Annotated in this window: 18 protein-coding genes; 11 read left to right on the top strand and 7 right to left on the bottom strand. The window is 64.9% G+C overall.

The annotated features are described in order from the left end of the window. Positions 1-4: 4 nt before the first annotated feature. Positions 5-1,072 carry a hypothetical protein gene (locus tag DCM79_RS27295; protein WP_257177185.1) on the bottom strand — a complete coding sequence of 356 codons (1,068 nt, stop codon included), beginning with the start codon at positions 1,070-1,072 and terminating at the stop codon, positions 5-7. A 103-nt stretch (positions 1,073-1,175) separates the two neighbouring features. Between DCM79_RS27295 and DCM79_RS27300 the strand changes: the two genes are divergently transcribed. The 7 genes from DCM79_RS27300 (at position 1,176) to DCM79_RS27330 (ending at position 15,673) form a co-directional block, all read left to right on the top strand. Beyond that, a complete protein-coding gene (locus DCM79_RS27300) occupies positions 1,176-1,841 on the top strand; it encodes a phosphoribosyltransferase (protein ID WP_257177186.1) in 666 nt (221 codons plus the stop codon). 40 nt (positions 1,842-1,881) lie between these two features. Next, a complete protein-coding gene (locus tag DCM79_RS27305; RefSeq protein WP_257177187.1) occupies positions 1,882-3,219 on the top strand; it encodes a nicotinate phosphoribosyltransferase in 1,338 nt (445 codons plus the stop codon). Between the two features lie 215 nt (positions 3,220-3,434). Continuing rightward, entirely contained in the window at positions 3,435-9,941 is a 6,507-nt protein-coding gene (pks2, locus tag DCM79_RS27310; protein ID WP_257177188.1) for a type I polyketide synthase, read from the top strand. A 37-nt stretch (positions 9,942-9,978) separates the two neighbouring features. Further along, complete coding sequence (locus DCM79_RS27315; RefSeq protein WP_257177189.1) at positions 9,979-11,358, top strand: condensation domain-containing protein; 1,380 nt, start codon at positions 9,979-9,981, stop codon at positions 11,356-11,358. A gap of 35 nt (positions 11,359-11,393) precedes the next feature. After that, positions 11,394-12,737, top strand: coding sequence for a hypothetical protein (locus tag DCM79_RS27320; protein WP_257177190.1), 1,344 nt, complete (start codon positions 11,394-11,396; stop codon positions 12,735-12,737). Positions 12,738-12,795: 58 nt separating this feature from the next. Then, on the top strand, positions 12,796-14,115 hold the full coding sequence (locus tag DCM79_RS27325; RefSeq protein ID WP_257177191.1) for a hypothetical protein: 1,320 nt from the start codon (positions 12,796-12,798) through the stop codon (positions 14,113-14,115). 406 nt (positions 14,116-14,521) lie between these two features. After that, positions 14,522-15,673: a hypothetical protein gene (locus DCM79_RS27330; protein ID WP_257177192.1), complete on the top strand. Its 1,152-nt coding sequence runs from the start codon at positions 14,522-14,524 to the stop codon at positions 15,671-15,673. Here the strand turns inward: DCM79_RS27330 and DCM79_RS27335 are convergent. From DCM79_RS27335 to DCM79_RS27350, 4 genes are read right to left on the bottom strand one after another with little or no spacing between them, the layout of a single operon-like run. Beyond that, positions 15,659-16,825 carry an ABC transporter permease gene (locus DCM79_RS27335; RefSeq protein ID WP_257177193.1) on the bottom strand — a complete coding sequence of 389 codons (1,167 nt, stop codon included), beginning with the start codon at positions 16,823-16,825 and terminating at the stop codon, positions 15,659-15,661. The genes DCM79_RS27330 and DCM79_RS27335 overlap by 15 nt on opposite strands. Before the next feature lie 2 nt (positions 16,826-16,827). Next, positions 16,828-17,988 carry an ABC transporter permease gene (locus DCM79_RS27340; RefSeq protein ID WP_373568182.1) on the bottom strand — a complete coding sequence of 387 codons (1,161 nt, stop codon included), beginning with the start codon at positions 17,986-17,988 and terminating at the stop codon, positions 16,828-16,830. A 9-nt stretch (positions 17,989-17,997) separates the two neighbouring features. Then, a complete protein-coding gene (locus DCM79_RS27345) occupies positions 17,998-18,729 on the bottom strand; it encodes an ABC transporter ATP-binding protein (protein WP_080672153.1) in 732 nt (243 codons plus the stop codon). Next, positions 18,726-19,973 (bottom strand): efflux RND transporter periplasmic adaptor subunit, encoded by a 1,248-nt coding sequence (locus DCM79_RS27350; protein WP_257177195.1) that lies wholly within the window; start codon positions 19,971-19,973, stop codon positions 18,726-18,728. The genes DCM79_RS27345 and DCM79_RS27350 overlap by 4 nt, the downstream gene beginning before the upstream one ends. 167 nt (positions 19,974-20,140) lie before the next feature. Between DCM79_RS27350 and DCM79_RS31860 the strand changes: the two genes are divergently transcribed. The 4 genes from DCM79_RS31860 to DCM79_RS27365 all read left to right on the top strand — a co-directional run bounded on the left by DCM79_RS31860 (position 20,141) and on the right by DCM79_RS27365 (position 23,988). After that, complete coding sequence (locus tag DCM79_RS31860) at positions 20,141-20,437, top strand: glycosyltransferase (protein WP_373568119.1); 297 nt, start codon at positions 20,141-20,143, stop codon at positions 20,435-20,437. 116 nt (positions 20,438-20,553) lie between these two features. Then, on the top strand, positions 20,554-22,071 hold the full coding sequence (gene hpaE, locus DCM79_RS27355) for a 5-carboxymethyl-2-hydroxymuconate semialdehyde dehydrogenase (protein WP_257177196.1): 1,518 nt from the start codon (positions 20,554-20,556) through the stop codon (positions 22,069-22,071). A gap of 30 nt (positions 22,072-22,101) precedes the next feature. Beyond that, positions 22,102-23,082, top strand: a complete 981-nt coding sequence (hpaD, locus tag DCM79_RS27360; protein WP_257177197.1) for a 3,4-dihydroxyphenylacetate 2,3-dioxygenase — start codon at positions 22,102-22,104, stop codon at positions 23,080-23,082. A gap of 36 nt (positions 23,083-23,118) precedes the next feature. Then, positions 23,119-23,988, top strand: coding sequence for a fumarylacetoacetate hydrolase family protein (locus DCM79_RS27365; RefSeq protein ID WP_257177198.1), 870 nt, complete (start codon positions 23,119-23,121; stop codon positions 23,986-23,988). A gap of 39 nt (positions 23,989-24,027) precedes the next feature. On the opposite strand, the gene DCM79_RS31865 is transcribed toward DCM79_RS27365, so the two are convergent. Beyond that, a complete protein-coding gene (locus DCM79_RS31865) occupies positions 24,028-24,426 on the bottom strand; it encodes a Rieske (2Fe-2S) protein (RefSeq protein WP_373568127.1) in 399 nt (132 codons plus the stop codon). Next, entirely contained in the window at positions 24,420-25,523 is a 1,104-nt protein-coding gene (gene hppD, locus DCM79_RS27370) for a 4-hydroxyphenylpyruvate dioxygenase (RefSeq protein WP_257177199.1), read from the bottom strand. The genes DCM79_RS31865 and hppD overlap by 7 nt, the downstream gene beginning before the upstream one ends. Positions 25,524-25,545 lie beyond the last annotated feature (22 nt).

Here is a 25,545-nt window from a genome sequence, read left to right on the forward strand (position 1 = left end):
GCCGTCATCGGGCGAGCAGCCGTTCGAGCTGTCTTGCGTCGGATTCGGCGAGGGCGAGATAGGCACGCGCGAGGCGAGGCCATTTCTCGGGCGTGCGCGGGTGCGCATCGAACAGATGCGCGATGGACAAGCGCGCCCTCAGCATCGCGCGTCCCATTCGATAAAACAGGAATACGCCGCCCGCGGGGTCATCATGCAGCGTGCGTGCCAGCCGCCGGCGGATCGCGTCACCGAACCATCGGCCGCCGAGCCTCTCACATTCCAGATGCAGAAACGCGATCTCGTCCAAGGCATCGCTGGCCCGCAAACGGGTATTGAACTCGAGACAGTCGATGATGGGATGAGGAGGCGTCAGCCAGATGTGCTCAGGTCTCAGGTCGCCGTGACCGTCGACGATGAATCGTCGGCAGACGCGGTTGACAAGAACTCGGGCGTTCTGTTCGAGAAATCGTCGCTGACCGGAGGCAACGCGCAAGATCGTGCCACGCGGCAGGCCGAAGCGCTCATTCAGTAGAACCTGCCGATCCAGCACGGCGGCTTCGTACAGAGAAGCCAAATAGGTCTGGGGCGCGACCAGGATACGATCGGTATGCGAATAGAAGCGGGCGAGAGCCGCTGCGAGCTGTTCGGCGTCGGTCTGGCGCGCCGTGCCATTGCGCAGCATGGCCTCCAGCGTCTCATGCTCGTTCAGCCGGCGCATCACCACGAGCCAGTCCGCCACCGGACCGGAGCCACCGATCGCGTATCCCGAGACCGTCTCGATCAGCGGAACGACGCCGAGATAAACGTCGGGCGCAAGCCGGCGGTTAAGGCTGACTTCAGCGAGGCATGCGGCCCTGCGGCGAGCCAGCGTCGAAAAGTCGAGGTAGGAAAAGCGGACCGGCTTCTTAAGCTTGTAGACCCGCGCGCCGTTCATGAAGACCCAGGACATGTGGGTCTCCCGCGCCTGAACGTGATCGGGAGCAGGCCTGTAGCTGCCGGGCTCGCTCAGAAAGGCGACCTTGCGGGCCAGGGCAGAGATGCTGTCGTTCTCGGCCCCCTCGATTGAAAGTTTCTCCTGGCTCTCCAGCATGAGAATCTATTGCCAGACGAGGAGCGATGCGGCTTGACGCTGATCAACGATCCGGGGTGCGCGTGCAATAGTCTGATCCAACGTTCAACCGGGACCTGCCGATATGCTGTTTCAAGACAGAGACGATGCCGGCCGTCAGTTGGCCACAGCTTTGGTGAAGTACAAGAGCCGCCGTCCCGTGATCCTGGCTCTGCCACGCGGTGGAGTGCCGGTGGCGGCGCAGGTCGCCGATCGGTTGCAGGCGCCCCTCGATTTGGTCCTGGTGCGCAAGATCGGCGCGCCCATGCAGCCCGAACTTGCTATGGGTGCGGTTGTGGACGGGGAACAGCCTGTGATCGTTCGCAACCGGGACATCATCGATTTCACCGGCGTGAGCGAGGAGACGTTCGACGCCATCTGCAAGGAGGAGCTTGTCGAGATCGACAGGCGCCGGGAACGTTATCTCGGCAATCGCGCCCGCTCTGAGGTCAAAGGACAGGTCGCGATCATCGTCGACGATGGCATTGCGACGGGTGCGACAACCCTCGCAGCGATTCAGGCACTGCAAAAACGGGAGCCAAAGGAACTGATCCTGGCCGTACCGGTGGCCCCCCTCGACACGCTGCAGAGGCTGCACGGAGAAGTCGACGCAATCGTTTGCCTGGATACGCCGCGGGATTTTGGCGCGATCGGCTATTACTACCGTGATTTCAGCCAGGTCAGCGATGACGAGGTCATCGCCATCCTGAAGCGGTTCCCGGCAAGGGCGACGGCGGCACCGGCTTCATGAGCTTTCAGGCCGCCGGGTATCCGAAGATGAGGGATCTGTTATGGATTCATCACCTAGCGCGCTCCTGACCGATCTGTATCAGTTGAACATGCTGCAGGCCTATCTGGAGACGGGCCAGACCGGGACTGCAGTCTTCGAATTCTTCGTCCGCAAGCTTCCGCCACAGCGCAGTTTCCTGGTGGCGGCCGGGCTTGAGCAGGCGGTGGAGTTCCTGCAAGGATTGCGCTTTTCCGATGACGAACTGAGCTGGCTTGTCCGTAGCGGCAGGTTCAGCGCGCGCCTGATCGACTATCTGGCTGCCTTTCATTTCAGCGGCGATGTTCATGCCATGCCCGAGGGCACGGTATTCTTCGCCAACGAACCGATCCTTCGCGTCACAGCGCCGTTGCCCGAAGCCCAGCTTTTAGAAACCCGCTTGATCAATGTGCTGCATTTCCAATCATTGATCGCGTCCAAGGCGGCCCGCATGGCTCTGCTCGCACCGGACAAGCTGCTGGTTGATTTCGGGTTGCGCCGAGCCCATGGTGCCGAAGCGGGCCTTCTGGCTGCCCGGGCCAGCTATATCGCGGGCTTTGCCGGAACTGCCACCGTTCTCGCGGAAAAATGCTTCGGGATTCCCGCCTACGGCACGATGGCACACGCGTTCATCCAGGCGTTCGACGACGAGACGGCCGCTTTCGAAGCGTTTGCACGGGCGCGGCCGAAGGACCTCGTGCTGTTGATTGACACATACGACACCGAGGCGGCGGCCAGGAAGGTCGTGACATTGGCCCCGCGCCTGCGGGCACTCGGAATAGAGATCCGCGCCGTGCGGATCGACAGCGGGGATCTGGTGGCGCTCTCGAAAAGCGTGCGGCGGATCCTTGACGAGGGCGGCCTGAAGGATGTGACCATCTTCGTCAGCGGTGGCATTGAGGAGGAAACGTTGTTGTCCTTTGCCCGCGAGGCGGCCCCGATCGATGGCATCGGGATCGGCACGAGCCTGGCAACGTCGTCCGATGTGCCGGCTCTCGATTGCGCCTACAAGCTGCAGGAATACGCGGGCGTGGCGCGGCGGAAGCGTTCGTCCGGCAAGGCGACATGGCCCGGTCGCAAGCAGGTGTGGCGCCGTTACGATGCCGACGGCCGTATGGCGCTGGACGTGCTGTCGACAGAGGACGACGTTCAGGAAGGGGAGACCCTGATCGTCCCTGTTCTGCAAGCGGGGCGCCTGGTCGCGCATCGGCCATCGCTCCAGGATATCCGCGCCTACGCCCGGACGCAGTTGCAGCGATTGCCGAGGGGCTTTGAAAGCCTTCGAAGCGGTCCGTCCTATCCGGTCCAGGTGGCGGCCCCGCTTCAGCAATTGGCAGCCGCTGTCGATCTGAGAACCAGGTAGGCCTCCCGCAAATCCTTCTGATCGGCGTGCAAGGACATCTTGATCTTGCGCAACGGCGAGGTTTAGCCACGCCTATCGTGCCTGCCAGCTCAGGGCTCCAAGCCTGAAGCGTGTAGGATTCACGCTGGCTGAATTGCAGAAAAGGTTGGACGAGCTTGCCGAGGGCGCGGCTCTCCAGCTTGGCCGTCGCGACTATGAACGGCGATTTGGCCTGAATGACGTTGCTCTCAGCCGACTGCGCGATTCTTCGAAAGTCCGGTTGCCTGTTGGTCCAGCGTATTGACCCGGCCGTCGAGGCTATCAACGGTGTAAGACGACGTGCCCAGGATCCCCGTCAGTGCCGCCGACAGCAGTCTGCGGGCTGGACGATCGATCGACGGATCAATAACGTAATCCGGCATGTATTGATTTGGATCGATAAAGCTTACAAAAACAAGGTCTTGATTGTGACTGCGATTGCTGTCGTCGGCATTGGCTGCAGACTTCCGGGACATATCAACTCCCCGGACGCCTTGTGGGGGGCGCTCCTGGCCGGCGCCGACCTCGTTGGGGAGATTCCGCCGCAGCGCTGGAATGCCGACGATGACTACGAGCCCGTCGCAGGCGTGGCGGGCTGCTCGGTTTCGCGCTGGGGCGCGTTCCTCGACGACCCGTTGGGCTTCGATCATCGCTTTTTCGGCATCGGCGAACCCGAGGCCCTCGCCATGGACCCGCAGCACCGGCTGTTGCTCGAGGTCACCTGGGAGGCCGCCGAACATTCCGGTCGCGATCCGCGCCGCCTGTTCGGGACCGATGCCGGTGTGTTCTTCGGCCTCTCGCATCAGGACTACATGCAGGTCACGCGTGACGCAGGTGCAATGGGCCTCGCCTATGCATTCACGGGAACGCCCTTCAGCATGGCGTCGGGACGGGTCGCCCATGCGATGGGGCTCACGGGTCCTGCCATCAGCATGGACACGGCCTGCTCGTCCAGTCTCGTCGCCGTGCACGCGGCGCGGCGCAGCCTGCTCGCCCGCGAGTGCCAGGTCGCGTTTGCCGGCGGGGCCATGTTGATGTTCTCGCCCACCACATTCGCCTCGGCGTCAGGGCTCGGCATGCTGTCGCCGACAGGACGATGTCACGCGTTTGACGCGCGTGCCGACGGCTTCGTGCGCGCCGAAGGCTGTGGGGTGGTGATGCTCAAGCGACTGAGCGACGCCCTGCGCGATAGCGATCGCGTGCTCGCAGTCATCCGCGGCAGCGCCGTCAACCAGGACGGACGCACGCACAACATTCTGGCGCCTTCCCGCGCGGCCCAGATCGCGGTGATCGATCGCGCGCTTGCCGAGGCGCAGGTTGATCCTTCATCCGTCGGCATGATCGAGGCGCACGGCACCGGCACGCCGGTGGGCGATACCGAGGAGTACCACAGTCTCTCATCACGATATGGACGACATTCGCCCTGCGCCCTGGGCTCGCTCAAGAGCAACCTTGGCCACGCGGAATCGGCGGCGGGCGTCCTGGGTCTGATCAAAGCGACGCTCGCGCTTTCACATGGCGTCGTGCCGCGATCCCTTCACTTCCATCAGCTGCCTGCGCATCTCCAGCCGATCGAGACGCGGCTTTTCGTCCCGACGGACTCCTCGCCCTGGCCCTCGACCGGCGCTGACGGACTCCGCCGCGCGGCCGTATCGTCCTACGGAATGTCCGGCACGAATGCCCACGTCGTGCTCGAGCAGGCGCCTCACGCGCCTGCTTTGTCTTTTTCGTCGGAAGCCGCCGTAACACACGACCAGCCGTGGTTGTTTCCGATGTCTTCGACCTCGCCGGAAGCGCTTCGCGTTTCGGCCGGGCGCCTTGCCGCTTGGCTGGACGCAAGCGCCGGCCGTCATCGCCCCAATGACGTTGCGCGGACTCTCGCGTGCAGGCGCGGGCACCGGCCGGTCCGGCACGCGCTCATTGCGACAACGCTCGCCGATCTGACAGCGCAATTGCGCGGGCTCGCCGTCGATCAGTCCATCGATGCGGATTGGCCCGACCATGATGGAAGCGGTCCCGTCTTCGTATTCTCCGGACAGGGCTCGCAGTGGGACTCGATGGGCGCGGCGCTGATCGACATCGACCCGGTCTTCGCTGGGGTGGTTGGCGCCATTGAACCTCTGATTCAGACCCTCTGCGGCTTCTCGGTGACCGATGCCCTGCGTCGACCCGCGCAACTCGACGGCATCGAACGGATCCAGCCCGCCATTTTCACCATCCAGGTCGCGTTGGCGGCGTCCCTGAAGGCCAAGGGTGTGGTGCCGTCGGCGGTGATCGGCCATTCGATGGGGGAAGCGTCGGCGGCAGTCGTGGCCGGCGCACTCTCGCTCGAAGACGGCGTGCGGGTGATCTGTCATCGCGCCATGCTGTGCCAAACGCTTGCTGGATCGGGTGCCATGGCCGTCGTCGGGATGACGGCGGCGGCGGTTCGCGAAGATCTTGCGCGCCGGCGGATCGACGACGTCGAGATCGCCGTACTGGCTGCTCCGGCCTCGACGGTGGTGGGGGGCGCTGCCGCGGCCGTGCAGCGCCTCGTCGCTGCCTGGCAGGCCGAGGGCCGGTACGCCCGCGAGGTCGCGGTCGATGTGGCCTCGCACACGTCGCAAGTGGAGCCGATCCTCGCGCAGCTGTCGGAGCGCCTTGCGGGGGTGACTGCGCACAGACCGCACACGCCGATGTACAGCACCGTGCTGTTCGATCCGCGCGAGACCCCCGTTTGCGATGGCGCTTACTGGATCGACAACCTTCGGCAATCGGTCCGATTCCGTCCGGCCGTGCAGGCGGCGCTCGAAGACGGACACCGCGTCTTCGTCGAGTTTTCGCCGCATCCCATCGTGTCCCACGCGGTGTTGGAGAATGCTTCGGCAACCGACTTCGCCGTCCGCGCGCTTGCATCGATGACTCGCGGCGAGCCCATGCACAACGGGCTTCTGGACCTGGTCGGCGCCATCTATGTCGCCGGGGCGGAGATCGATTTCAATGTCCTTTATCCCGATGGCCAGCTGCTTGACGTCCCGTTGCCGGCCTGGACGCACTATCCTCTGTTCCTTGCGCCGGCGACGCCGGCCGCAGGTCCGCATCACCTGCCGTCAACGCATCCGCTGTTGAACGTCCACCGCGTCCTGCACGAAGAGCCGGAGCGCCACGTCTGGGCTTGCGAGATTGGTCTCGATGCCCATCCCTGGCTTGCGGACCACCAGGTGAACGGAACGCCGCTCTTCCCGGGCGCTGCCTTCTGTGAAATGGCGCTCGCCGCCGCGCGCACGGTCCTTGGCACGTCGCTCGTCGAAGTGCAGACCATCACATTCGACCACGCGTTATGGTTGGAGCCATCGATGCCGATCGTCTGCACGGCAGTGCCGGACCGACCGGGTGAGCTGAATTTCAGGCTCGAGAGCCAGGCGGAGAGCGAAGCGCGGGTCCATGCGAGCGGCCGGCTTTGTGGCGCTGCCTCTGCAAAGCCGCCGGCCGTGCACAACGTAGCCGCGCTGCGCGCCGCTCACGCGACACCCCTCGCCGCGGACGAGGTGTGGCGGTGGTTCGACTCGCATGGCATCCAGTACGGCCCGTCATTTCGCGCACTGGCCCCGGAACTGAGGTTATCCGCGGACGGCGCTTCGCTCTTTGCGGATCTTCGGCTCCCGACCTCGTTCCGAACAAGCGCGCGCGGCTACACCGTGCATCCCGTGCTGCTTGATGCGTGCTTCCAGACCGTCGGGGCATTCGCCCGGGTGGTTTCGGAGACAAACGGGCGCTTGCTGCTGCCGCTCTCGGTGCGAAGCCTCCGGCTCCACCGCACGGACGCCGACGCCGCCCATTGCATGACCCGCCTGGTCGCGGTCGACGCCCTGCACGTCGAGGTGGACATCGATCTGCTCGACGCCTCCGGTCGCGTGCTGCTCAGTGTCGAGGGATTGGCAATGGGGAGCGGCGCGGCGGAACAGCATGCCGATGCGGTCGCCTGCAACTCGCGCCTGCTCGACATCACCTGGCAGTCATGGGACATCCCTCGCGCCACGGTCAGGCTGGAGGATGGCGCCTGGTTGCTGCTCGACGCCGATGATGCGGGACACCGCTTGATGCTGGACTTGGAACGAGGCCTGCGCGCGCAAGGGTTCAAGTCTGGCATCCTCAGCGGCGCCGGAGCGGAGAAGGGGGGCGCATGGCGCGGGCAGATCGAAGACGCTCTGCATCAACATCGTCCCGGAGCTGTAGTGGTGGCCTTGCCACGCGGCAATGAGCCGGCGAGTCCCGACGTATCCCGGGCGAACATAAGCAGCCTGATCCACGTGGCCGACGCCTTGCGGCAATGCGAGCGGCGGCCCCGCCTGTTCGTCGTCACATGTATGGCACAACGCGTCCTGCCGGACGACACCGTTCAGCTCGCCCACGCTGGTGTGCGTGGCTGGCTGCGAGCAATCGGTGCCGAGCTTCCCGTCCTCCATCCCACCCAGATCGACGTGTGCCCGCAGGCGGACGTGTCATTGCTTCGCGCTCAGCTGCTGAGCGGCTCGGACGAAGACGAAACGGCGCTGCGCGGAGGAAGCGCGTATGTCGCACGACTGCAGCGAAGCCCGCTCAGTCACGCCGATCGCCGCATGATGGACCGCGACGCGGCCCGCGATGGTCTTCGCCTGGAGATCCGCGTGCCCGGTGACCTTGAGAGCCTGGAGATGACCGCCTTCGAGAGGCGTGCGCCGGGCGACGGCGAGGTGGAGGTCGTGGTCCATGCCACAAGCGTCAACTTCGCGGATGTGCTCGTCGCCCTTGGCCGCTATCCCTCACTTGATGGCCGTGCGCAGGGGCTTGGCCTGGACTTCGCCGGCATCGTCACTGCGGTCGGGCCTGGCGTTTCGGCCTTTCGCGTTGGCGACCGCGTGGCCGGGCTCTGCGGCGAGGGCGCCTGGGGCACGTATTTGACTTGCGATGCACGCCTGCTGGTCGCAATACCCCGTGCGCTCACGGATGCCGAAGCGGCCGCCATTCTCACGACAAGTGCCACGGCCATGTATGGCCTCGAGGATCTGGCCCGGATCGGGCCTGGCGACAAGATTCTCATTCATTCGGCGACCGGCGGCGTCGGCCAGGCGGCTGTGGCCATGGCCCGCGCGGCTGGTGCAGAGATATTTGCAACAGCGGGCTCCGAGGCGCGGCGGGAGCTGCTGCGCGCCGGCGGCATCCGTCACGTGTACGATTCTCGAACCGCGGCATTCGCCGAGCAGATCCGGCAGGACACGTCAGGGTACGGCGTCGACGTCGTTCTCAACTCGCTCACCGGCGCGGCCCAGCGCGCCGGCCTCGGGCTCCTCGCGGCCGGCGGGCGCTTCATCGAGATCGGCAAGAAGGACATCTATGGGGGCACGTGGCTGGAACTGTCGCCGTTCAAGCGTAACCTCTCGTTCTTTGCCGTCGATCTTGCGCAGATGTGTATCACTGCTCCGGCCCGCGTGCAGGCACTGCTCGCGCGAGTCATGCGTCTTGTCGGGGAGGAGCGGCTGCCCCTGCCTGATATCGCGACCTATCCTCTCGACGATGCGGCTGACGCCATTCGCATTGTTGGCGGCGCAGGTCACACCGGAAAGCTCGTGCTCGCCGTTCCAACGACCGGCCATGTCCGCGTGCCGGCGACGCCGGAGCGGTTCACACCGTTCAAACCCGATGGTGCGTACATCGTCACCGGCGGCCTTGGCGGGCTCGGCCTGTTCCTCGCTGATGCGATGTCCGCAGCCGGAGCCGGTCGCATCATTCTCAACGCGCGCGCCAAGCCCACCGAGGCGGCGACGGGCGTGCTGAGCGCGATGAAAGCACGGGGTACCGAAGTTGAGGTGATAAGTGCCGATATCGCGGAGCCATCGACCGCACGGCGCGTTGTCGGAGCCGCCACTGCGACTGGCCTGCCGCTGCGAGGTGTCCTGCACGGTGCCGCCGTCGTCGAGGACGGCATCCTCCCCTCTGTGACAGACGAGAAGCTGCATCGAAACTGGGCGCCCAAGGTCCAGGGCGCCTGGCATTTGCATGCGGCGACGCTGAAGCAGCAACTCGACTGGTTTTGCTGTTTCTCCTCGGTTGCGGCGCTGTTCGGTTCGCCCGGTCAGTCGGCCTACGCCGCCGCCAACGGGTGGCTCGACACATTCACGCAATGGCGGCGTGCCCAGGGGCTGCCGTCCTCGGCGATCGGCTGGGCGGCGTGGGCGGATATCGGCGCCGGTGCGCATCTTTCGGCCCGCGGCGATGCGCGAATGATCGAGCCGCGCGACGGTGCTTACGCATTCGAGACGCTGCTGCGGCACGACCGCGGGTATGCCGCCTATGTCCATCTCGACGGCGCCCCATGGCTGACGTCGCTCGCCGCGCGCAGCCCGTTCGCGGCGGCGATGTCGCAGGCCTCAGAGGCAAAGGCCGAACCGGCGCGCCGCCTGCGCACGGAGTTGAGACGCGCGCCGCCCGACGAGCGGCCGGCCCTGCTGAGGCGTCTGATCATCGAGCATCTCGGTGTCATCTTGCGCCGTACGGTAAATCCGGACCGCTCGTTTTTCGATTACGGCCTCGACTCGCTCGGGACGCTCCAGCTGCTGATTGCGCTCGAGGCCGACACCGGCATCCGGCTCCGTTCCGTGAACGTGACGACCGTGCGTGCACTCGCGGACACGCTGAGTGCCGCCATGCAGAGATTGCAGCCAGCCGGAGCAGATGCCAGTGACTGATCTGCGTCCTTTGCACGATTGGTCAGGACCTCCGGCGGTGCTGACGCTCTGGCGTCCGTCTGCTGCGTCGATGGAGAGTGCGAAGCGCGCGCCGGTGTCCCCCGTATTGCCGAGCTACGAACAGGAGCAGCATCTACACGCCTTCCGCGCCTGTGAGCTGCGGCACGAGGCGATGGCGCGGCTGCTCGTCGTCGTGTGGGACGAAGCCGGGCGGTGTGACCTCAGAGCCATGACGCATGTGGTGACAGCACATGTGCGCAGGCACGACACCTATCACAGCTGGTTCGAAGAGCTTGGCGGAGCAATCGTACGGCACGTACTCCCAGACCCCGGGGCCATCCAGATGGAGCCTTCGACGCTGGGGGAGGCATGCGCGGAGGATTGGCAGAAACATGTCATGGCAACTCCAGCACCGTTTGCATGGGATTGCTTCCGATTTGGCATTCTCCAGCGTGCGAGCGGGTTCACTTGCTTCGCAAGCATCGACCATCTGCACGCCGATGCGACCATCATAGCGTTCCTGATGACGGAGATCCGCTCGGCCTATCGCGCTGTGCTCGACGGCGAGAGGCCGCTTCAGCTGGGATCGCCGGGGAGGTATCTGGATTACTGCAGCAGTCAGCGCCAGCGGGCGGCCGCGACAACGCTGGCGGATCCCGAGGTGAACCGATGGATCGCGTTCTTGCACCGCAACGGCGGGCGGATGCCCTCTTTCGCGCTGCCGCTCGGTGTGCTGGAGGATCGCTATCACGCGGAGTACGTGCATGTGGACATCCTCGAAGACACCGTCATGGACGCATTCGAGTCCGCGTGCCATGCCGCCGGCGCGCGGGCGATCGGCGGTCTGCTGGCTTGCGCAGCGCTGACCGAACGGGAATTGGTTGGCCGTTCGCACTACAGTGTCGTCACGCCCACGACGACGCGAAGATCGCCAAAGGCTTTCAGGACGAGCGGTTGGTGCGTGGGAGTGGTGCCAATCGACTTCGCCGTGCAACAACGAAGGTTTCCTGAACTTGCCTTCGCGGCCCAGCGCAACTTCGACGAACGGATGAGCTTGGCCGAGCTGCCGATCGAGCTCGTGCTGGAGCTGGCGGCCGGATTGCCGACGATCGGGTCCGTTGCCTCAGGCGGGGTCATGCTATCCTATATGGATGTGAACGTTCCTCCGCTCAGCGCGCAGATTGCCCGCGAATGGCATCAGGCGAATGGGAGGGTGTACATCAACCAGGGCATCGCCGCGCAGGTTGCGATCTGGTTGTTCCGTACGCAACGTGGGCTCTCGCTCACGGCAGCCTATCCGGCCAACGAGACGGCTCGCGTATCGATGCACCGCTATGTCGAGGCGTTTGCGGACGCATGCCGCCGCGCCGCCGACGCATTGCTGCCGACGTACTCCGATGTCGGTCGCGAACGATGAAGCATGCGACGGCGCCCCCGGCTAAAGTGTCGAGCATGACGCCGGCATTCCTGTCCTTCGCAGATCAGGCGATCTATCTCGCGCATGTCGCCCTCGGGCAGCACGCGGTCATTCAGTTGCTGTGGCGCTACCTGCGGCCGGTAGACGTCGACGCCTTGGCGAGGTTTCGTGACAATCTCGCGCATGGTCATCTGGCGCGGCTGATCCGGCCGGCGCTGCTTCCGTTCGGACGGCACCAATGGGTCAGCGCGCCACCGCCGTCGGCTGCCATCGCGACCGTGGCGGCGCCGCTTGACCCGGAGGCGATGCAGGTGTGGGCCGACGCGCAGGTGGAGCTTGCATTGGATCCCGTGCGCGGACCGCCATGGACCTTGACCTCCCAGGGCTTCACCGATGGCTCCACGGTGGTTTCGCTTGTCGTGTCGCACTGCATCGCAGACGGGTTGACGGTCGCAACGGCTGTGAGCGAGGCAGCGCGCGGAGAGCGGCGTGTGCCACTCTATCCGGGAGTCCGGACAGCGCAGCGCGCTGCGACAGCGCTGGGTGCCGAGCTCCAACGCATCGTGCGTGACGCGCCGGCGACATTGCGAGCGCTTGGCCAGCTGGCGCGTACGGCATCGACCTCGCTCGGCACGTCCAACACACCCGCCGCATCGACGGTGGTGGCAACCGAAGATGACCGGACAGTCGTCTATCCGTCGGCCTTCCTGCGCGTGCCCACGTCGGTCTGGGACGCCCGAGCACGGAGCCGCGGTGCGAGCCGCCTCACGTTCCTGGCGGCGATCACCGCGGGGTTTGCCGAGCTGCTCGGTCGCATCCGCGATGATGAAGTGACCCTATTGTTTCCCGTGAACCAGCGCAAAGGTCTGTTACACACGGGCGGGAACGACGTCGCCCTCGCCACATTCAAGGTGCGTGTGGACGAACCGCGCGGGCGCCTGCATGCGTTGCAGCGGCGCCTGCGGGCCACGCTGCTGCGGACGAGACAGGAGCCAAATCGACTTGCCGCGCTGCTGCCCTTGGTGCCCTTTGTGCCGCAACGCGCATTCTCGGCTGCCAGCCATCTGGCGCTTGGCGCGCTCGCCGACCTGCCGGTCACGTGTTCGAACCTGGGCGATTTGCCCAAGGACATGCTCCAGATCGATGGCAATGCGGCTGATCGCATGTGCTTTCGCGGCATCGACCGCGCGGTCGCGCGCCGCGCGATCGAGGCGCGTCAAGGCGTGGCGACGCTCTTGGCCGGCGTCATACCTGGATATATCGCCCTGAGCTTCGTTGCCTACCAGCCCGGCGTGGTCACTGAGCCTCGGCATCTTCGTGCGCTCGTGGAAGGTCTCCTGGCCGACTACGAACTCGCTGGCGAGTTTTTTGATGCTTGAGACGAGCACGGCCGGGACCCCTGCACACACGCGGCACCGCCTCGCCTGGCTGGACCAATTGGCCTACGAACTGTTCCGGGTCACCGGCCGGAGCCAGTTGATGCAATGTCTCTGGCTCTATGATCGTGACGTGAACCACGCCGCGCTGGTGCAAACATATGAACGGCTCACGGCATTGTCCTTCAACCGGCTCATTGAGCCGTCACCTCTGCCCTGGGGCAGGCCACGTTGGGTGAAGCCGGCGGCAAGGTCCGTTCCGTTCGAGAAGAGCTCGGACCCGCTGCCACGATCGCAGTTGCTGCAGTGGGCCAACCAGCACGCGCGCGCGCCGATCCATCCTGTCATCGGTCCTGCCGGGCGAATGGCCATCCAGCCATTCGACGATGGCAGCACGGCCGTGAGCATCGTCGGATCGCATCTGCTGCTCGATGGGATGGGAGCCTTGCGCGTCATCGCGTCTGCCGTGAACGGCACAGGCGTCCCGAATCCCTACTTGCCCAAAGGCGCCCGTGGGGGGCTGTCCGGGTGCCTGTCGGACGCTTGGCAGATCCTCGCCGACGCTCCGCAGACGATTGCCGCCCTCGCTCGGATCGCACAGACGAACCGGTACAGGCTCTCCGCTCCCGCAAAGCGCCCGGCGCTTGCAGCCGTCGAGGCGGGTGACGACCCCTCAGCGATCGTGGAGCTTCCAGCTGTTGCGGTGACTGTCGATTCGCGGGCCTGGTTGGCGTGCGAGCAGCGGCTTGGTGGTGGCATGAGCACGCTGCTGCCGGGCTTCGTGGCGTCCTTGGCATCGAGCCTGGGCCGCCGCCGTTTCTCGGATGGCGCTGTCAGCCTGCTTGTGCCGAGAAGCCGAAGGCGGGGGCTGGCCGATGAACGAGCGCTGGCGATCGAATTCCACATGATGAACGTCGCGCCTGAAGGGCTGACCAAAAATCTGGAGCCCGTGAATGCCGCGAGGGCTCTGCTGCGTGGCGCGCGGAAAAGTCAGACGGATGTGCTGACGTCCTTGCTTCCGGCCATCGCCTGGATGCCCCGCACCGCTGCAAAGACGCTTGTGAACGGGTTGTTTGATTATTCTGATGAGCTGCCGGTGAGCTGTTCCGACCTTGGAATGCTGCCGGAAGGGCTCGCGCGCATCGACGGCGAGCCGTGCCGGCACTTGCTGACACGAGCCGTCGATGTCAACGTCACACGCGAGGACCTGCAGCGTTCCCATGGACATCTCGTCGTCGTGGCCTCCCGCTACGACAAGGAAGTGTCTCTGTGCATCGAGGCCTGCCAGTTGCGGCCCGCGCCGACCACGGTCGACGAACTTCGCCAGTTGGTCTCTCGAACGCTCACCGATTTTGGACTTGAGGCGGTCATAGACGCTTGATCCCGGCGGCGTGGCCGAGACCGTTTATTGCATTGTATTCCGAATCAATGGGAGATGCCCCCTTGATGGATAAAAGTCGCTTCGTGCAGCAAGCAGACAGGGGGCCTGAGGCTTGAGTTCTTCGTCTGCCGACAAACGGCTCGGACGGTGCGGCGGGACCAGCGACCCAGATGCTGGGGCGGACGACGTCGTGTGCTATATGGACCAGGGCTCGTTCGTCGCATTACGTGCGCTCGGACGCGGGCCCGTCGTGCAAGTCACCTGGTTATATCCTCGCGCTATCGATGAGGCCGCTGTGAGAGAGTTCGGCGAATGCCTCTCAGGAGGGTTGCTGGGACGCCTCCTGCAACGTTCACCGTTGCCATGGGGACGGCACCGCTGGGTGGCAAACTCTGTGCCGGGCCCGGTGACGTGGTTCCGCGACCCGCTGCCCCGCGAGCGTCTGCCCGAGCTGCGACGTCTGCTGCTTGATCTGCCCGTGGATCCCGAGCGCGGACCTGGCTGGCGCCTGGCAGTCCAGGCGCTGGAGGGCGGAGGCTGCGCGCTGACGATGCTGGTGTCGCACACGATCGCCGACATGCGTGCCGTAAGTCTGGCCATCGCCGACGCGGTGGCCGGTCGACCTCTCGACCACGGGTTTCCGGCCCCGTCATGGCGCTGGTCTCCGGTGATGCTGGCGCGCGATAGCGTCGAGAGCCTGCGTGCCCTGCCTGACGTCTGCTGCGCTCTGGCGGCTCTCGTGCGGCGGTCGCGTAAGGAGAGAGCGGGCTTGCCCGCTTCGAGCCCCCGCGTGCGAAGCCGCCTGGACCGCTTCAAGCCGGCCGTGGACGCGCCGCTCGTGCCGGTGGTCATGGACGCGGGAGCGTGCCAGCAGCGCGCGTCCGATCTCGGCGTTGCAAGCAGCACGCTGATCATGGCATTCGCGGCACGGCTCGCGTTCCGGATCGGCCGCGTGGACGCCTCGGGCCGAGTCAAGCTGGTGCTGCCGGTCAGCGACCGCCGTACCGGCGACCGGCGCGGCAACGCGCTGCGGTCGATCACATTGATGGTGGACCCCGATGCTTGCCGCCACGATCCACACGCCCTGCAGCGGGATTTCAAGGCTGCGCTGGCCTCGCTGAACCAGCACGGCGATGACCTGTCGCCGCTGTTTCCCCTGATTCCGTATGTGCCGCTATGGCTGGTGCGGTGCCTGGAGCAAGAGGCGCTCGGGGCCGGCCTGCCGGTCGGGTGTAGCCTGGTCGGCGAATTGCCGCTGGACGCGAACCGACCCTGTGGCGAGGCTTTGCTCCTGCAGGCTACGCCTCTGGAGCGCTATACGGCCTCGGACCTCGCGAGGCTCGGCGGCTTCCTCTTCATCGCGTGCTATCGTGTCAACGAGCAGCTCTTGTGTAACGTGTCCGGCTACGTGCCGAACCACGTCACGTCCTACGCCGAGCTGATGCCATTCGTGCGCGATGCGCTTGCGGACGTGGGTCTGTGCGGGACGATCGGCTGGCGATTGCCGATTGACAAAGCGGACGGCGCAACGCCTGCCGAGCGCTCAAGCGACGCGTAGCGCGTCGACGATCTTCATGCGGGCAGCCCGCACGGCCGGCAGGAAACCTCCGAGGAAGCCCATCACGAGGGCGAAGACCAGTGACCGCAGGACGATGCCGGGTGTCAGCACAAACCGAAACGCAAGCTCGGAGAGCGACGTCCAGTTCAGTGTCGTGATCTTCACCTGCGTCATCAGTGACGCCAACAAGATTCCAACGATCCATCCGATCAGCGAAAGCAGCAGCGCCTCGACGAGGAATGCAACCAGGATCCGCGAGCGCCGAAATCCGAGCGCGCGCAGCACTCCGACCTCCATCATGCGGCTGGCCACGGCCGCGTACATTGTAATCGTCGCGCCGATGACCGCGCCGAGCGAGAACATCCCCGAGAGCGTGAGCCCGAGCATCTGAATGAACCCTGAGAGCAGGCGTGACTGCTCCTCATAGAAGATGCGCTCGCGCTTGGCCTCGATGGTAAGGCGGGGGTCGGCTTCAAGGCGCGCCTTGAGAGTGTCGAAGCCGGAACGATCGGCGAGCCGCACCGTGATCGACGAGAAAAAGTCGCGCCGGAACGATTGCATGAGCTGCTCGCTGTCGCCCCAGATCTCGGAATCGAACCCGCTGCCGCCCGCGTCGAACCGTCCCACGATCCTCCACTCCCGCTGGGCAAACCGGAGGCTCGATCCGATCTCCATGTCTTCGAAGCGCCCCGCGAGGGCCCGGCCAATGACGATCTCGTTCGATCCCGGGCGAAACATGCGTCCCTCGGCGATCTGCACGTGCGGACGCACGGCGAGGGCGGCCGGACCGACGCCGCGGATCAACAGGTTGCTCCCCTGCCTGGTCTTGCGCCTTGGCTGCGCGATCAAGACCGCCACTTCCTTCGATACCAGCGGTGCTCCTTCGGCCCCGATGACGATTTCGGGCTGGCTTTCGATGATCCTGGCCTGCCGGCGATCGATCAAACTCTGGATCTCGACTTCCGCAGAGCGGCGCACGAAGATGACGTTCGTGTCTTCGCCGGTCGCGACCAGCGTCTGCTTCAGTCCGGAGTCGAGCATGAGCACGGCGGCGTAGACGAAGACCACGAGGGCCATGCCGGTTGCGGTAAGCAAATTGGTGAGCTTGCGCTCCTGCAGGTTTCGCAAGCTGTAGGAGAGCAGCAGCGGCATGATCAGCCCAACGCCCGAAGGCCGTCGACGATGCGGACACGGGCTGCCCTGCGCATCGGCAATAGTGCGGCGAGAATCCCGACCAACAACGCTGCAAGTGCCTGCAGTATGACGGTGTTGACGCTTACGAACAGGGTCGGGAACAGCGTGGCGGAGAGCTCGGCAAGGCGGGCGGCGACCGGGGGCGTAAGGGCGATGCCGATCGCGCCGCCGATCAACGCTATCAAGACGGATTCCCCGAGGATCAATCGCGCCACGTAGCCGGGACTGAAGCCGATGGCTTTCAGCGTGGCGTACTCGCGGAGTCGCTCGCGGGCGGTCATCGCCATGGTGTTCGCCATCACGGCCAGGATGATGAAGATCACCACGAAGGAGACGACTCGAATGGAAATGAGGATCGCCTCGGTCTGCTTCACGAAGCCGATCTGGAACGCGCGCTCCGTCTCGGTGAGCGTCTCGGCCAGCGAGTTTCGAAACACTTCGTCGATCGCTTGGCTGACGTCTGCAACGCTGTCCAGGCTAACGACGTCCACCGCGAACACGCCCACCTGGTCGGCTTGTGCCTTGGAGCGCACACGCAGTGTCTCGTTCAGGTAGTCCCAGCGGAAGAACAGCTGCGAGGTGTCGGTTTTGGGGTCCCGGCCGTCGAAGACGCCGCAGATCACGAACTCCCAATTGCCGGGGAATATGGTTCCGCGCAGCTGGATCACGTCGCCCCGCTTGAAGCCGTAGCGTTTGGCGAGCTTGCGTCCGACAATCGCGCCGCGGCGCTCGCTCAGGAAGGCGCGCCGCACCTCGTCCGGCACCAGGAGCTCGGGGAACATGTCGAGATAGCTCGCGGCGTCGATCGCAAACTGGGGAAAGAAGTTTTTCGAATCCTTGTAGACGCCGCCGAACCAGCTCAAGTGGGTAACGCGCCGCACGCCTTCGACGGCGCTGATGCGCTTCTGATAGGATTTCGGCAGCGGAAGCGTAAAGGAGACGGCATTGCGAGTCAGCAGCCGCGAAGGAACAGCGCCATCCACGCCCGCATACCACGTCTTGACGACGGTCTGGAGCACGCCAAAGGCGAGGATCGCAACGATAAGACCGACCAGCGTCAGGGAGGTGCGGAGCCGGTGGCGCAAGACGTTGCGCGCCACGAGCGTGAGCCACTGGCTCATGGTCGGCACTCACTCAAGGCGCTGCTCCACGAGATAGGAGAGATCGCCCTTCTCCAGATTCATGATGCGTTTCGCATGCGCGGCGGCGCGATGATCATGCGTGACCATCACGATCGTCTTGCCCATGTCGCGGTTGAGCCGCTGCATGATCTCGAGCACCTCCTTCGCCGACTGCCGGTCGAGGTCGCCCGTCGGCTCGTCGGCTACCAGCACCGTCGGATCGGTGACGATCGCCCGCGCGATCGCGACGCGCTGCTGCTGTCCGCCCGAGAGTTCCGAGGGCAAATGTTTGACGCGATCGCTGAGGCCGACCAGGCTGAGCGCGAGTTGCGCGCGGTCCCGGCGGTCGCGCCGCCCCAGGCTGGTGAGCGTGAGAGGCAGCTCGACGTTCTCGAGCGCCGTGAGCACGGGCATCAAATTGTAGAACTGGAAGATGAAGCCTACGTTCGCCGCGCGCCAGTCGGCGAGTTCGGCCTCCGGAAGCAGCGTGATGTCCTCGCCGCCCACCTTGATCGAGCCCTGGTCCGGACTGTCGATGCCGGCGATCAGGTTGAGCATCGTCGACTTGCCCGACCCCGACGGGCCCATCAGGGCGAGGAACTCCTTGCGGCGGATGTCGAAGGTGAGTCTGGAGAGCACTGGGACGATCTGCGCGCCGCGGCGGTAGCTCTTGCTGACGTCGCTCAGCGCGATCAGCACGTCCTCTCCGGTCGGCCGGTCGGAGATGCGAAGCACGGTCACTTCGTGGCCTGCTTCACTGCGCGCCCGTCGACGAGATCTTCCAGCGGCCGGACCACGACGCGCGTGCCGGCCTTGAGGTTGCGGACTTCGATCTGGTCGCCGATCTTCGCACCGAGATCGACGTTCCGCAGACGAGCCTTGCCATCCTCGACGACATAGAGATGCTGGCGCCCATCGACCTCGAAGACGGCGGCCGCCGGCACGGCAAGCACGGGCTTGCGCTCTTTCTCCGATACCTCTCGCTCGAGGAAAGCCGCCTTTGCACTCATGTCCGGAAGCATCCGCGGGTCGCGCTGCACGAACCGGATCTTCACGAGGGTCGATGCCTTGGCGCGATCCACGGTCGGCACCATGCGGCTGACCACGCCCTCGAAGCGCTCACCGGGGATCGCGTCCAGCTGGATCTCGACCGGTTGCCCCGCGTGGATGCTCAGGTACGACGACTCCGCCACGTCGGCTTCCACTTCCAGCGAGTCCATGTCGGCAATGGTGACCACCGCGCCCTTGGTGTCGACCGCCTGCGAGAACGGTGTGATCGTGTCGCCGACATTGGCGTGGCGCGTGAGGACGACGCCGTCGAAGGGCGCTCGAATCTGGGTCTGCCCGACGGCAACTTCGGAGGCGCGGAGATTGGCCTGCGCCGCGGCGATGGCGGCGCCGTATCCGCTGAACGCGGCGCGCGCCTTGGCGAGGCGTGCCTCGGCGGTTTCGCGCGTCGAGTCGCTGATGATGTTCTTCTCGCCGAGGGCCTCGGAGCGCTTGAAGGCGATTTCCGCCTGCGTAAGCTCCGCCCGCCCTTGGGCCAGGTTGGCTTCCGCAACCTGCACGTTGGCGGCTGCCTGGTCGCGCACCGCCGCCGTGTCGCTGCTCTCGAGCCGGGCGATCACCTCGCCCTCGCGCACCTTGCTGCCTTCGAGCACGCCGAGCCACTCGAGACGGCCTGTTGCCTTCGAGGCGACGGACGCCTTGCGCTGCGCAACGACGTAGCCCGTCGCGTTCAGCAGCGTCAGCGCCTGTGACGGATAGACGGAGTAGACCACCGCCGTCTCGACGACGATCTGCGCATGTCTGCGCCACAGCCACGTCGCGCCCCCGATGCCGACGAGCAGGACGAGGAGAAGCACGCGCCCCAGGATTTGGCGCAGCCGTCGGCGGCGGCGCGAGCCGGCGCTGCGATCGATTGCAAGCGCGGAAAGATCGGAGGCGTCGGGTGCGCCGTCGCTGAGGGCTTGGGGCAACGTCATGGCTTGATCATGGATTTCCGAGCAAAACAGCGCAGACTTTGAAGAAAATATCGTACGTAGAAAGCCGTAAGCCATGCGCTTGACCAGTGTCAATTAGCATGAAGGGCCGCGCTTGACATCCATGATTTCGTATTCTCCAAATCTTCCCGTGGCTTGAAACATGGTGGATGGAATCCGCACCGACGCGAACGCCATCACGCGGCACCGTCGAAAACCGGAGCGGGACCATCGGGTTTGCCATCGCAGTCCACGGGACACGAGGAGACATCGAGCCTGCGGCTGCGGTTGCATGTGAGCTGCAGCGCCGCGGTCACGACGTCAGGATGGCCGTGCCTCCCAATCTCGTCGGGCTCGCCGCGTCGGCTGGCCTTTGTTCGATGGGTTCTTGCGGTCCCGATTCCCGGCGCCAGCTCGAGGCGGAGGTTTTCCGCCGCAAACCCCTTGACAGCGGCCGAAATACTTAACATGTTAAATATCATGGCCGGCAAGGCGACGTAGTGCGTCGAAGCGCGCATGGCTTTCTGCCGTCGCCAAACAAAGAGCTGCCGGTCGCAGCGGCTCGAACGAGGGAGGACCCGTGATGTCCAAGCTTGCGGAAAACATCGCCAGGGCGGAACGCTACCTTGCCCGGTTCGGGCAGCATGGGGTGCTCAACCGCATCGGCGGCGAGGACGTCCCAGCTGCGGACGGCGCGACATTCGAAACCATCTCTCCCGTCGATCTGAAGCCGCTCGCCAAGGTGGCGCACGGCAAGGCCGCGGACATTGATCGGGCCGCGAAGGCCGCGCACGCGGCCTTTCCGCAATGGGCCGAAACCTCCGGGGAGGCGCGGAAAGCGCTCTTGCACAAGGTTGCCGATGCCATCGTCGCCCGCGCCGAAGAAATCGCCTTCGTCGAATGCATGGATACCGGGCAATCCCTCAAGTTCATGGCCAAGGCGGCGCTGAGGGGCGCCGAGAATTTCCGCTTCTATGCCGACCGCGCGCCCGAGGCGCGCGACGGCAAGTCGCTTCGGACCGACGGCCAGGTGAACATGACCACCCGCGTGCCGATCGGTCCGGTGGGCGTCATCACGCCGTGGAATACGCCATTCATGCTGTCGACGTGGAAGATCGCGCCGGCGCTCGCGGCCGGCTGCACCATCGTACACAAGCCGGCCGAATTCTCGCCGCTGACCGCGCGCCTGCTGGTCGAGATCGCGGAAGAGGCCGGTCTGCCCAAGGGCGTCTGGAATCTCGTCAACGGCCTCGGCGAGGACGCCGGCAAGGCGCTGACCGAGCATCCGCTGGTCAAGGCGATTGGATTCGTCGGGGAAAGCCGCACCGGCTCGATGATTATGAAGCAGGGCGCCGATACCTTGAAGCGTGTTCATTTCGAACTCGGCGGCAAGAACCCGGTGATCGTGTTCGCCGATGCCGACCTCGATCGCGCCGCGGATGCGGCGGTGTTCATGATCTACTCTCTCAACGGCGAGCGCTGCACCTCTTCCTCGCGTCTTCTCGTCGAGGCGAGCATCTATGACAAATTCACCGCGATGGTCGCGGAGAAGGCCGGCCGGATCAAGGTGGGACATCCGCTCGATCCCGAGACCGTCATCGGTCCGTTGATCCATCCGGTTCACGAGAAGAAGGTCCTCGACTATGTCGAGATCGGCAGGGCGGAGGGCGCCACGATTGCCACCGGCGGCCGCAAGGTCGATGGTCCCGGCGGCGGCTGCTACGTCGCCCCGACGCTCTTTACCGGCGCCAACAACCGAATGCGCATCGCACAGGAGGAAATCTTCGGGCCGGTGCTGACGGCGATTCCGTTCAAGGACGAGGCGGAGGCCCTCGCGCTCGCCAACGACGTCCAGTACGGCCTCACCGGCTATCTCTGGACGGCCGACGTCACGCGGGCCTTCCGCTTCACCGACCGGCTGCAAGCCGGAATGATCTGGGTCAATTCGGAGAACGTTCGCCACCTGCCGACGCCCTTTGGCGGGGTGAAGAGCTCCGGCATCGGCCGCGACGGCGGCGATTGGTCGTTCGATTTCTATATGGAGACGAAGAACGTCGCGTTCGCCACCACCGAGCATAAGATCCAAAAACTGGGCGGTTAAGCGGTCCGCAGCAGACCCGAGGAGGATATCATGGCATTGCCTACGCCCAACCTTTATCCGCCATTCAACATCGTACGTCTCAGTCATGTCGAGTTTGGCGTGAGCGACCTTGCCAAGTCCCGCGCGTTCTATGTCGACACGCTCGGTCTGCAGGTGACGGACGAAAGCTCCGATGCGATCTATCTTCGGGCGATGGAAGAGCGCGGCCACCATTGCATCGTGCTGAGGAAGTCCGACAAGATCGAGGCCCGCGATCTCGGCTTCAAGCTGTTCGGCGAAGAAGACCTCGACAAGGCAGTCCACTTCTTCAAGAGCAGGGATCTGCCGGTCGAATGGGTGGAGCGACCCTATCAGTCGCGCACCTTCCGCACCCGCGATCCGCACGGCATTCCGCTCGAGTTCTATTCGAAGATGGACCGGTTGCCGCCGATTCATCAGAAGTACGCTCTCTACAAGGGCGTGAAGCCGCTCCGCATCGATCACTTCAATTGCTTCTCGCCGAACGTCGACGAATCCGTCGCATTCTACAACGAGATCGGTTTCCGCGTGACGGAGTACACGGCGGACGAGGAGACCGGACGGCTATGGGCGGCCTGGACCCACCGCAAGGGCGGCGTTCACGACCTGGCGTTCACCAATGGCCGCGGCCCGCGCCTGCACCACACGGCGTTCTGGGTGCCGACCCCGCTCAACATCATCGATCTTCTCGACCTCATGGCGACCACCGGATGGGTCTCCAACATCGAACGCGGTCCGGGACGCCACGGCATCTCGAATGCCTTCTTCCTCTACATCCTCGATCCGGATGGCCACCGCATCGAAATCTATTGCTCGGATTACCAGACCGTCGATCCCGATCTCGAGCCGATCAAATGGGACCTGAAGGACCCGCAGCGCCAGACGCTGTGGGGGGCGCCCGCGCCGAAATCCTGGTTCGAGCATGGCAGCCTCTTCGCCGGAATTGTCCCGCGCGACGCCGACCTGGCGGCCCAGCCGATCATCGCGCCCTGATCGGCTGGAGAACACAATCAACAAGGAAGGCCGCGCATGTCTCGTCCAAGGTTCATCAGCTTCACCCGCAACGCTGCGCCCGGCTACGGCCTGCTCGTGGATCGTGGCGTGGTCGATCTGTCCGGCCGTCACGGCAAGCGCTGGCCCAGCCTGCGTGAAGTGATCGAGGACGGTGCGCTGCTGTCTCTGGCCGAGGAGAGCGCCGCGCGACCCGCGGATTTTCCGGTCGAAGACATCCGCTATGAGATTCCCGTGCCGGCACCGGAAAAGATCATCTGCGTCGGCGTCAACTTTCCCGACCGCAACGAGGAATACAAGGACGGGCAGGCGGCTCCCTCGAATCCCTCGCTCTTCATCCGCTTTCCGCGCTCGTTCACCGGCCATGAACAGCCTTTGCTGCGTCCCCCGGAGAGCCCGCAGCTCGACTACGAGGGTGAGATCGTCATCGTGATCGGCAAGGGCGGGCGCAGGATTGCGCAGGGCGAGGCGCTCGGGCACATCGCCGCGCTGTCGCTGTGCAACGAAGGCACGATCCGCGACTGGGTAAGGCACGCCAAGTTCAACGTGACACAGGGGAAGAACTTCGATCGGACCGGTTCGATCGGACCCTGGCTCATCCCCTATACCGATGAGAGCCAGCTTGCCGACGTCAAGCTCGAAACGCGGGTCAATGGCGACGTCCGCCAGCAGGATCGCACGAGCCGCATGATCTTCTCCTTCCGCAAGATCATCAACTACATCTCGACGTTCACGACCCTGGTTCCCGGCGATGTCATCGTGACGGGTACGCCGACGGGCGCGGGCGCGCGCTTCGATCCGCCGATCTGGCTGAAGCCCGGCGACGTCGTCGAGGTCGAAGCGGAAGGCATCGGCGTGCTCCGCAACACGGTCGCAGATGAGACGTGATCTGTTGGCGCCGCCACGCCCGCCGACAATCGCGCTTGATCAGGCCCTTGATGCGGCCTGCACGCGAATGCAGCCCTGGTCGTCCACAGCGATCGGAATGGCGTCGAGGGCGCAATTCAGGCCGAGCCCTTCGACGCCGACGCCGTCCTGAACACGGAATCCGGCGCTGTGATTGGTGCACCGGAGAACCGTGCCGTCCGCGCTCAGCAAATTGTCACCGCGATGATCCAGCGGCAGATACTGGTGCGGACATGCATTGACGTAGGCCGCCAGAGTGCCCGCCGACCTGACGATCAGGATCGGAAAATCAGCCGGGCCGGACCTGATCGATTTGCAGCTGCCTTCGCCGATGTCATTGGCGTCGCACAGGATGGTTCCCTCGGCCGGCGCGCCGCGATAGCTCCTCCACGCGTCTTGGATCGCGACCTCCCTCAGGATGCCTTCAGCACGCCGCGCTGAATCTGGTCGGCCTCGATGCTCTCGAACAGGGCCTTGAAGTTGCCCTCGCCAAAACCGTCGTCTCCCTTCCGCTGGATGAACTCGAAGAAGATCGGACCGATCACGGTCTTGGAGAAGATCTGAAGCAGGATGCGCGTCAGCCCGCCATTGACGACACCCTCGCCGTCGATCAGGATTCCGTGCTTGCGCATGCGATCGAGCGGTTCGGTGTGACCCTTCACGCGGTCGAATGATTTGTCGTAGTAGATCGAGGGCGGGCCCGGCATGAACTCGAGCCCGCGCGCCGCGATGGCGTCGGTCGCCGAATAGATGTCGTCGGTGCCGACGGCGATATGCTGGATGCCTTCGCCCTTGTATTGGCGCAGATATTCTTCGATCTGGCTCTTGTCGTCGGCGCTCTCGTTGATCGGGATTCGAATCTTGCCGCAGGGGGACGTCAGGGCGCGCGAGGTCAGGCCGGTCAGCTTGCCCGCAATGTCGAAGTAGCGGATCTCGCGGAAATTGAACGTCTGGCTGTAGAACTTGTACCAGGTGTCCATGTTGCCGCGCATGACGTTGTGCGTGAGGTGATCGAGATAGTAGAACCCGACGCCTTTCGGGGTCGGATCGACGTCGCCGGTCCAGTCATACTCGACCGCATAGGGCGAGCCCCTCGCGCCATAGGTCTCGACCAGGTACAGCAGGGATCCGCCGATGCCGACCACGGCCGGCACGTCGAGCGACTTGTCGCTGCCGGTGTATTCGGTTCCGCCGAGCTCCAGGACGCGCTTCAGGGCGTGCTTGGCATCGACGACGCGCCAGGCCATCGCCGGCGCGCAGGGGCCGTGTTCTCCGACGAATCGCGCCGCATGGGAGTTCGGCTCCCGGTTCAGGACGTAATTGATCTTGCCCTGGCGCCAAAGCGAGATGTCCTTGGTCTTGTGCCGCGCGACCTCCGTGTAGCCCATCTGCTCGAAGAGCTTGGCGAGCTGCTGCGGCTCCGGATGGGCAAACTCGACAAACTCGAAACCATCGGTGCCGGCCGGATTGAGCGCCGAAATCGTGGCGGGCGGGGCATCGTGAGGGAAGGGGCCCAATGTCGCACTCCTGGAAAGCTGT

Source organism: Bradyrhizobium sp. WBOS07 (assembly GCF_024585165.1).
Taxonomy (GTDB): Bacteria; Pseudomonadota; Alphaproteobacteria; order Rhizobiales; family Xanthobacteraceae; genus Bradyrhizobium; species Bradyrhizobium japonicum_B.

Excerpts from the sequence above, each read along its gene's own strand:
- pks2 (WP_257177188.1), top strand. The coding sequence starts at position 3,435 with ATGACGTTGCTCTCAGCCGACTGCGCGATTCTTCGAAAGTCCGGTTGC.
- DCM79_RS27340 (WP_373568182.1), bottom strand. The coding sequence starts at position 17,988 with ATGAGCCAGTGGCTCACGCTCGTGGCGCGCAACGTCTTGCGCCACCGG.
- DCM79_RS27350 (WP_257177195.1), bottom strand. The coding sequence starts at position 19,973 with ATGACGTTGCCCCAAGCCCTCAGCGACGGCGCACCCGACGCCTCCGAT.
- DCM79_RS27335 (WP_257177193.1), bottom strand. The coding sequence starts at position 16,825 with ATGCCGCTGCTGCTCTCCTACAGCTTGCGAAACCTGCAGGAGCGCAAG.
- DCM79_RS27300 (WP_257177186.1), top strand. The coding sequence starts at position 1,176 with ATGCTGTTTCAAGACAGAGACGATGCCGGCCGTCAGTTGGCCACAGCT.
- DCM79_RS31860 (WP_373568119.1), top strand. The coding sequence starts at position 20,141 with ATGGAATCCGCACCGACGCGAACGCCATCACGCGGCACCGTCGAAAAC.
- hpaD (WP_257177197.1), top strand. The coding sequence starts at position 22,102 with ATGGCATTGCCTACGCCCAACCTTTATCCGCCATTCAACATCGTACGT.
- DCM79_RS27320 (WP_257177190.1), top strand. The coding sequence starts at position 11,394 with ATGACGCCGGCATTCCTGTCCTTCGCAGATCAGGCGATCTATCTCGCG.
- hpaE (WP_257177196.1), top strand. The coding sequence starts at position 20,554 with ATGTCCAAGCTTGCGGAAAACATCGCCAGGGCGGAACGCTACCTTGCC.
- DCM79_RS27365 (WP_257177198.1), top strand. The coding sequence starts at position 23,119 with ATGTCTCGTCCAAGGTTCATCAGCTTCACCCGCAACGCTGCGCCCGGC.
- DCM79_RS27305 (WP_257177187.1), top strand. The coding sequence starts at position 1,882 with ATGGATTCATCACCTAGCGCGCTCCTGACCGATCTGTATCAGTTGAAC.
- DCM79_RS27295 (WP_257177185.1), bottom strand. The coding sequence starts at position 1,072 with ATGCTGGAGAGCCAGGAGAAACTTTCAATCGAGGGGGCCGAGAACGAC.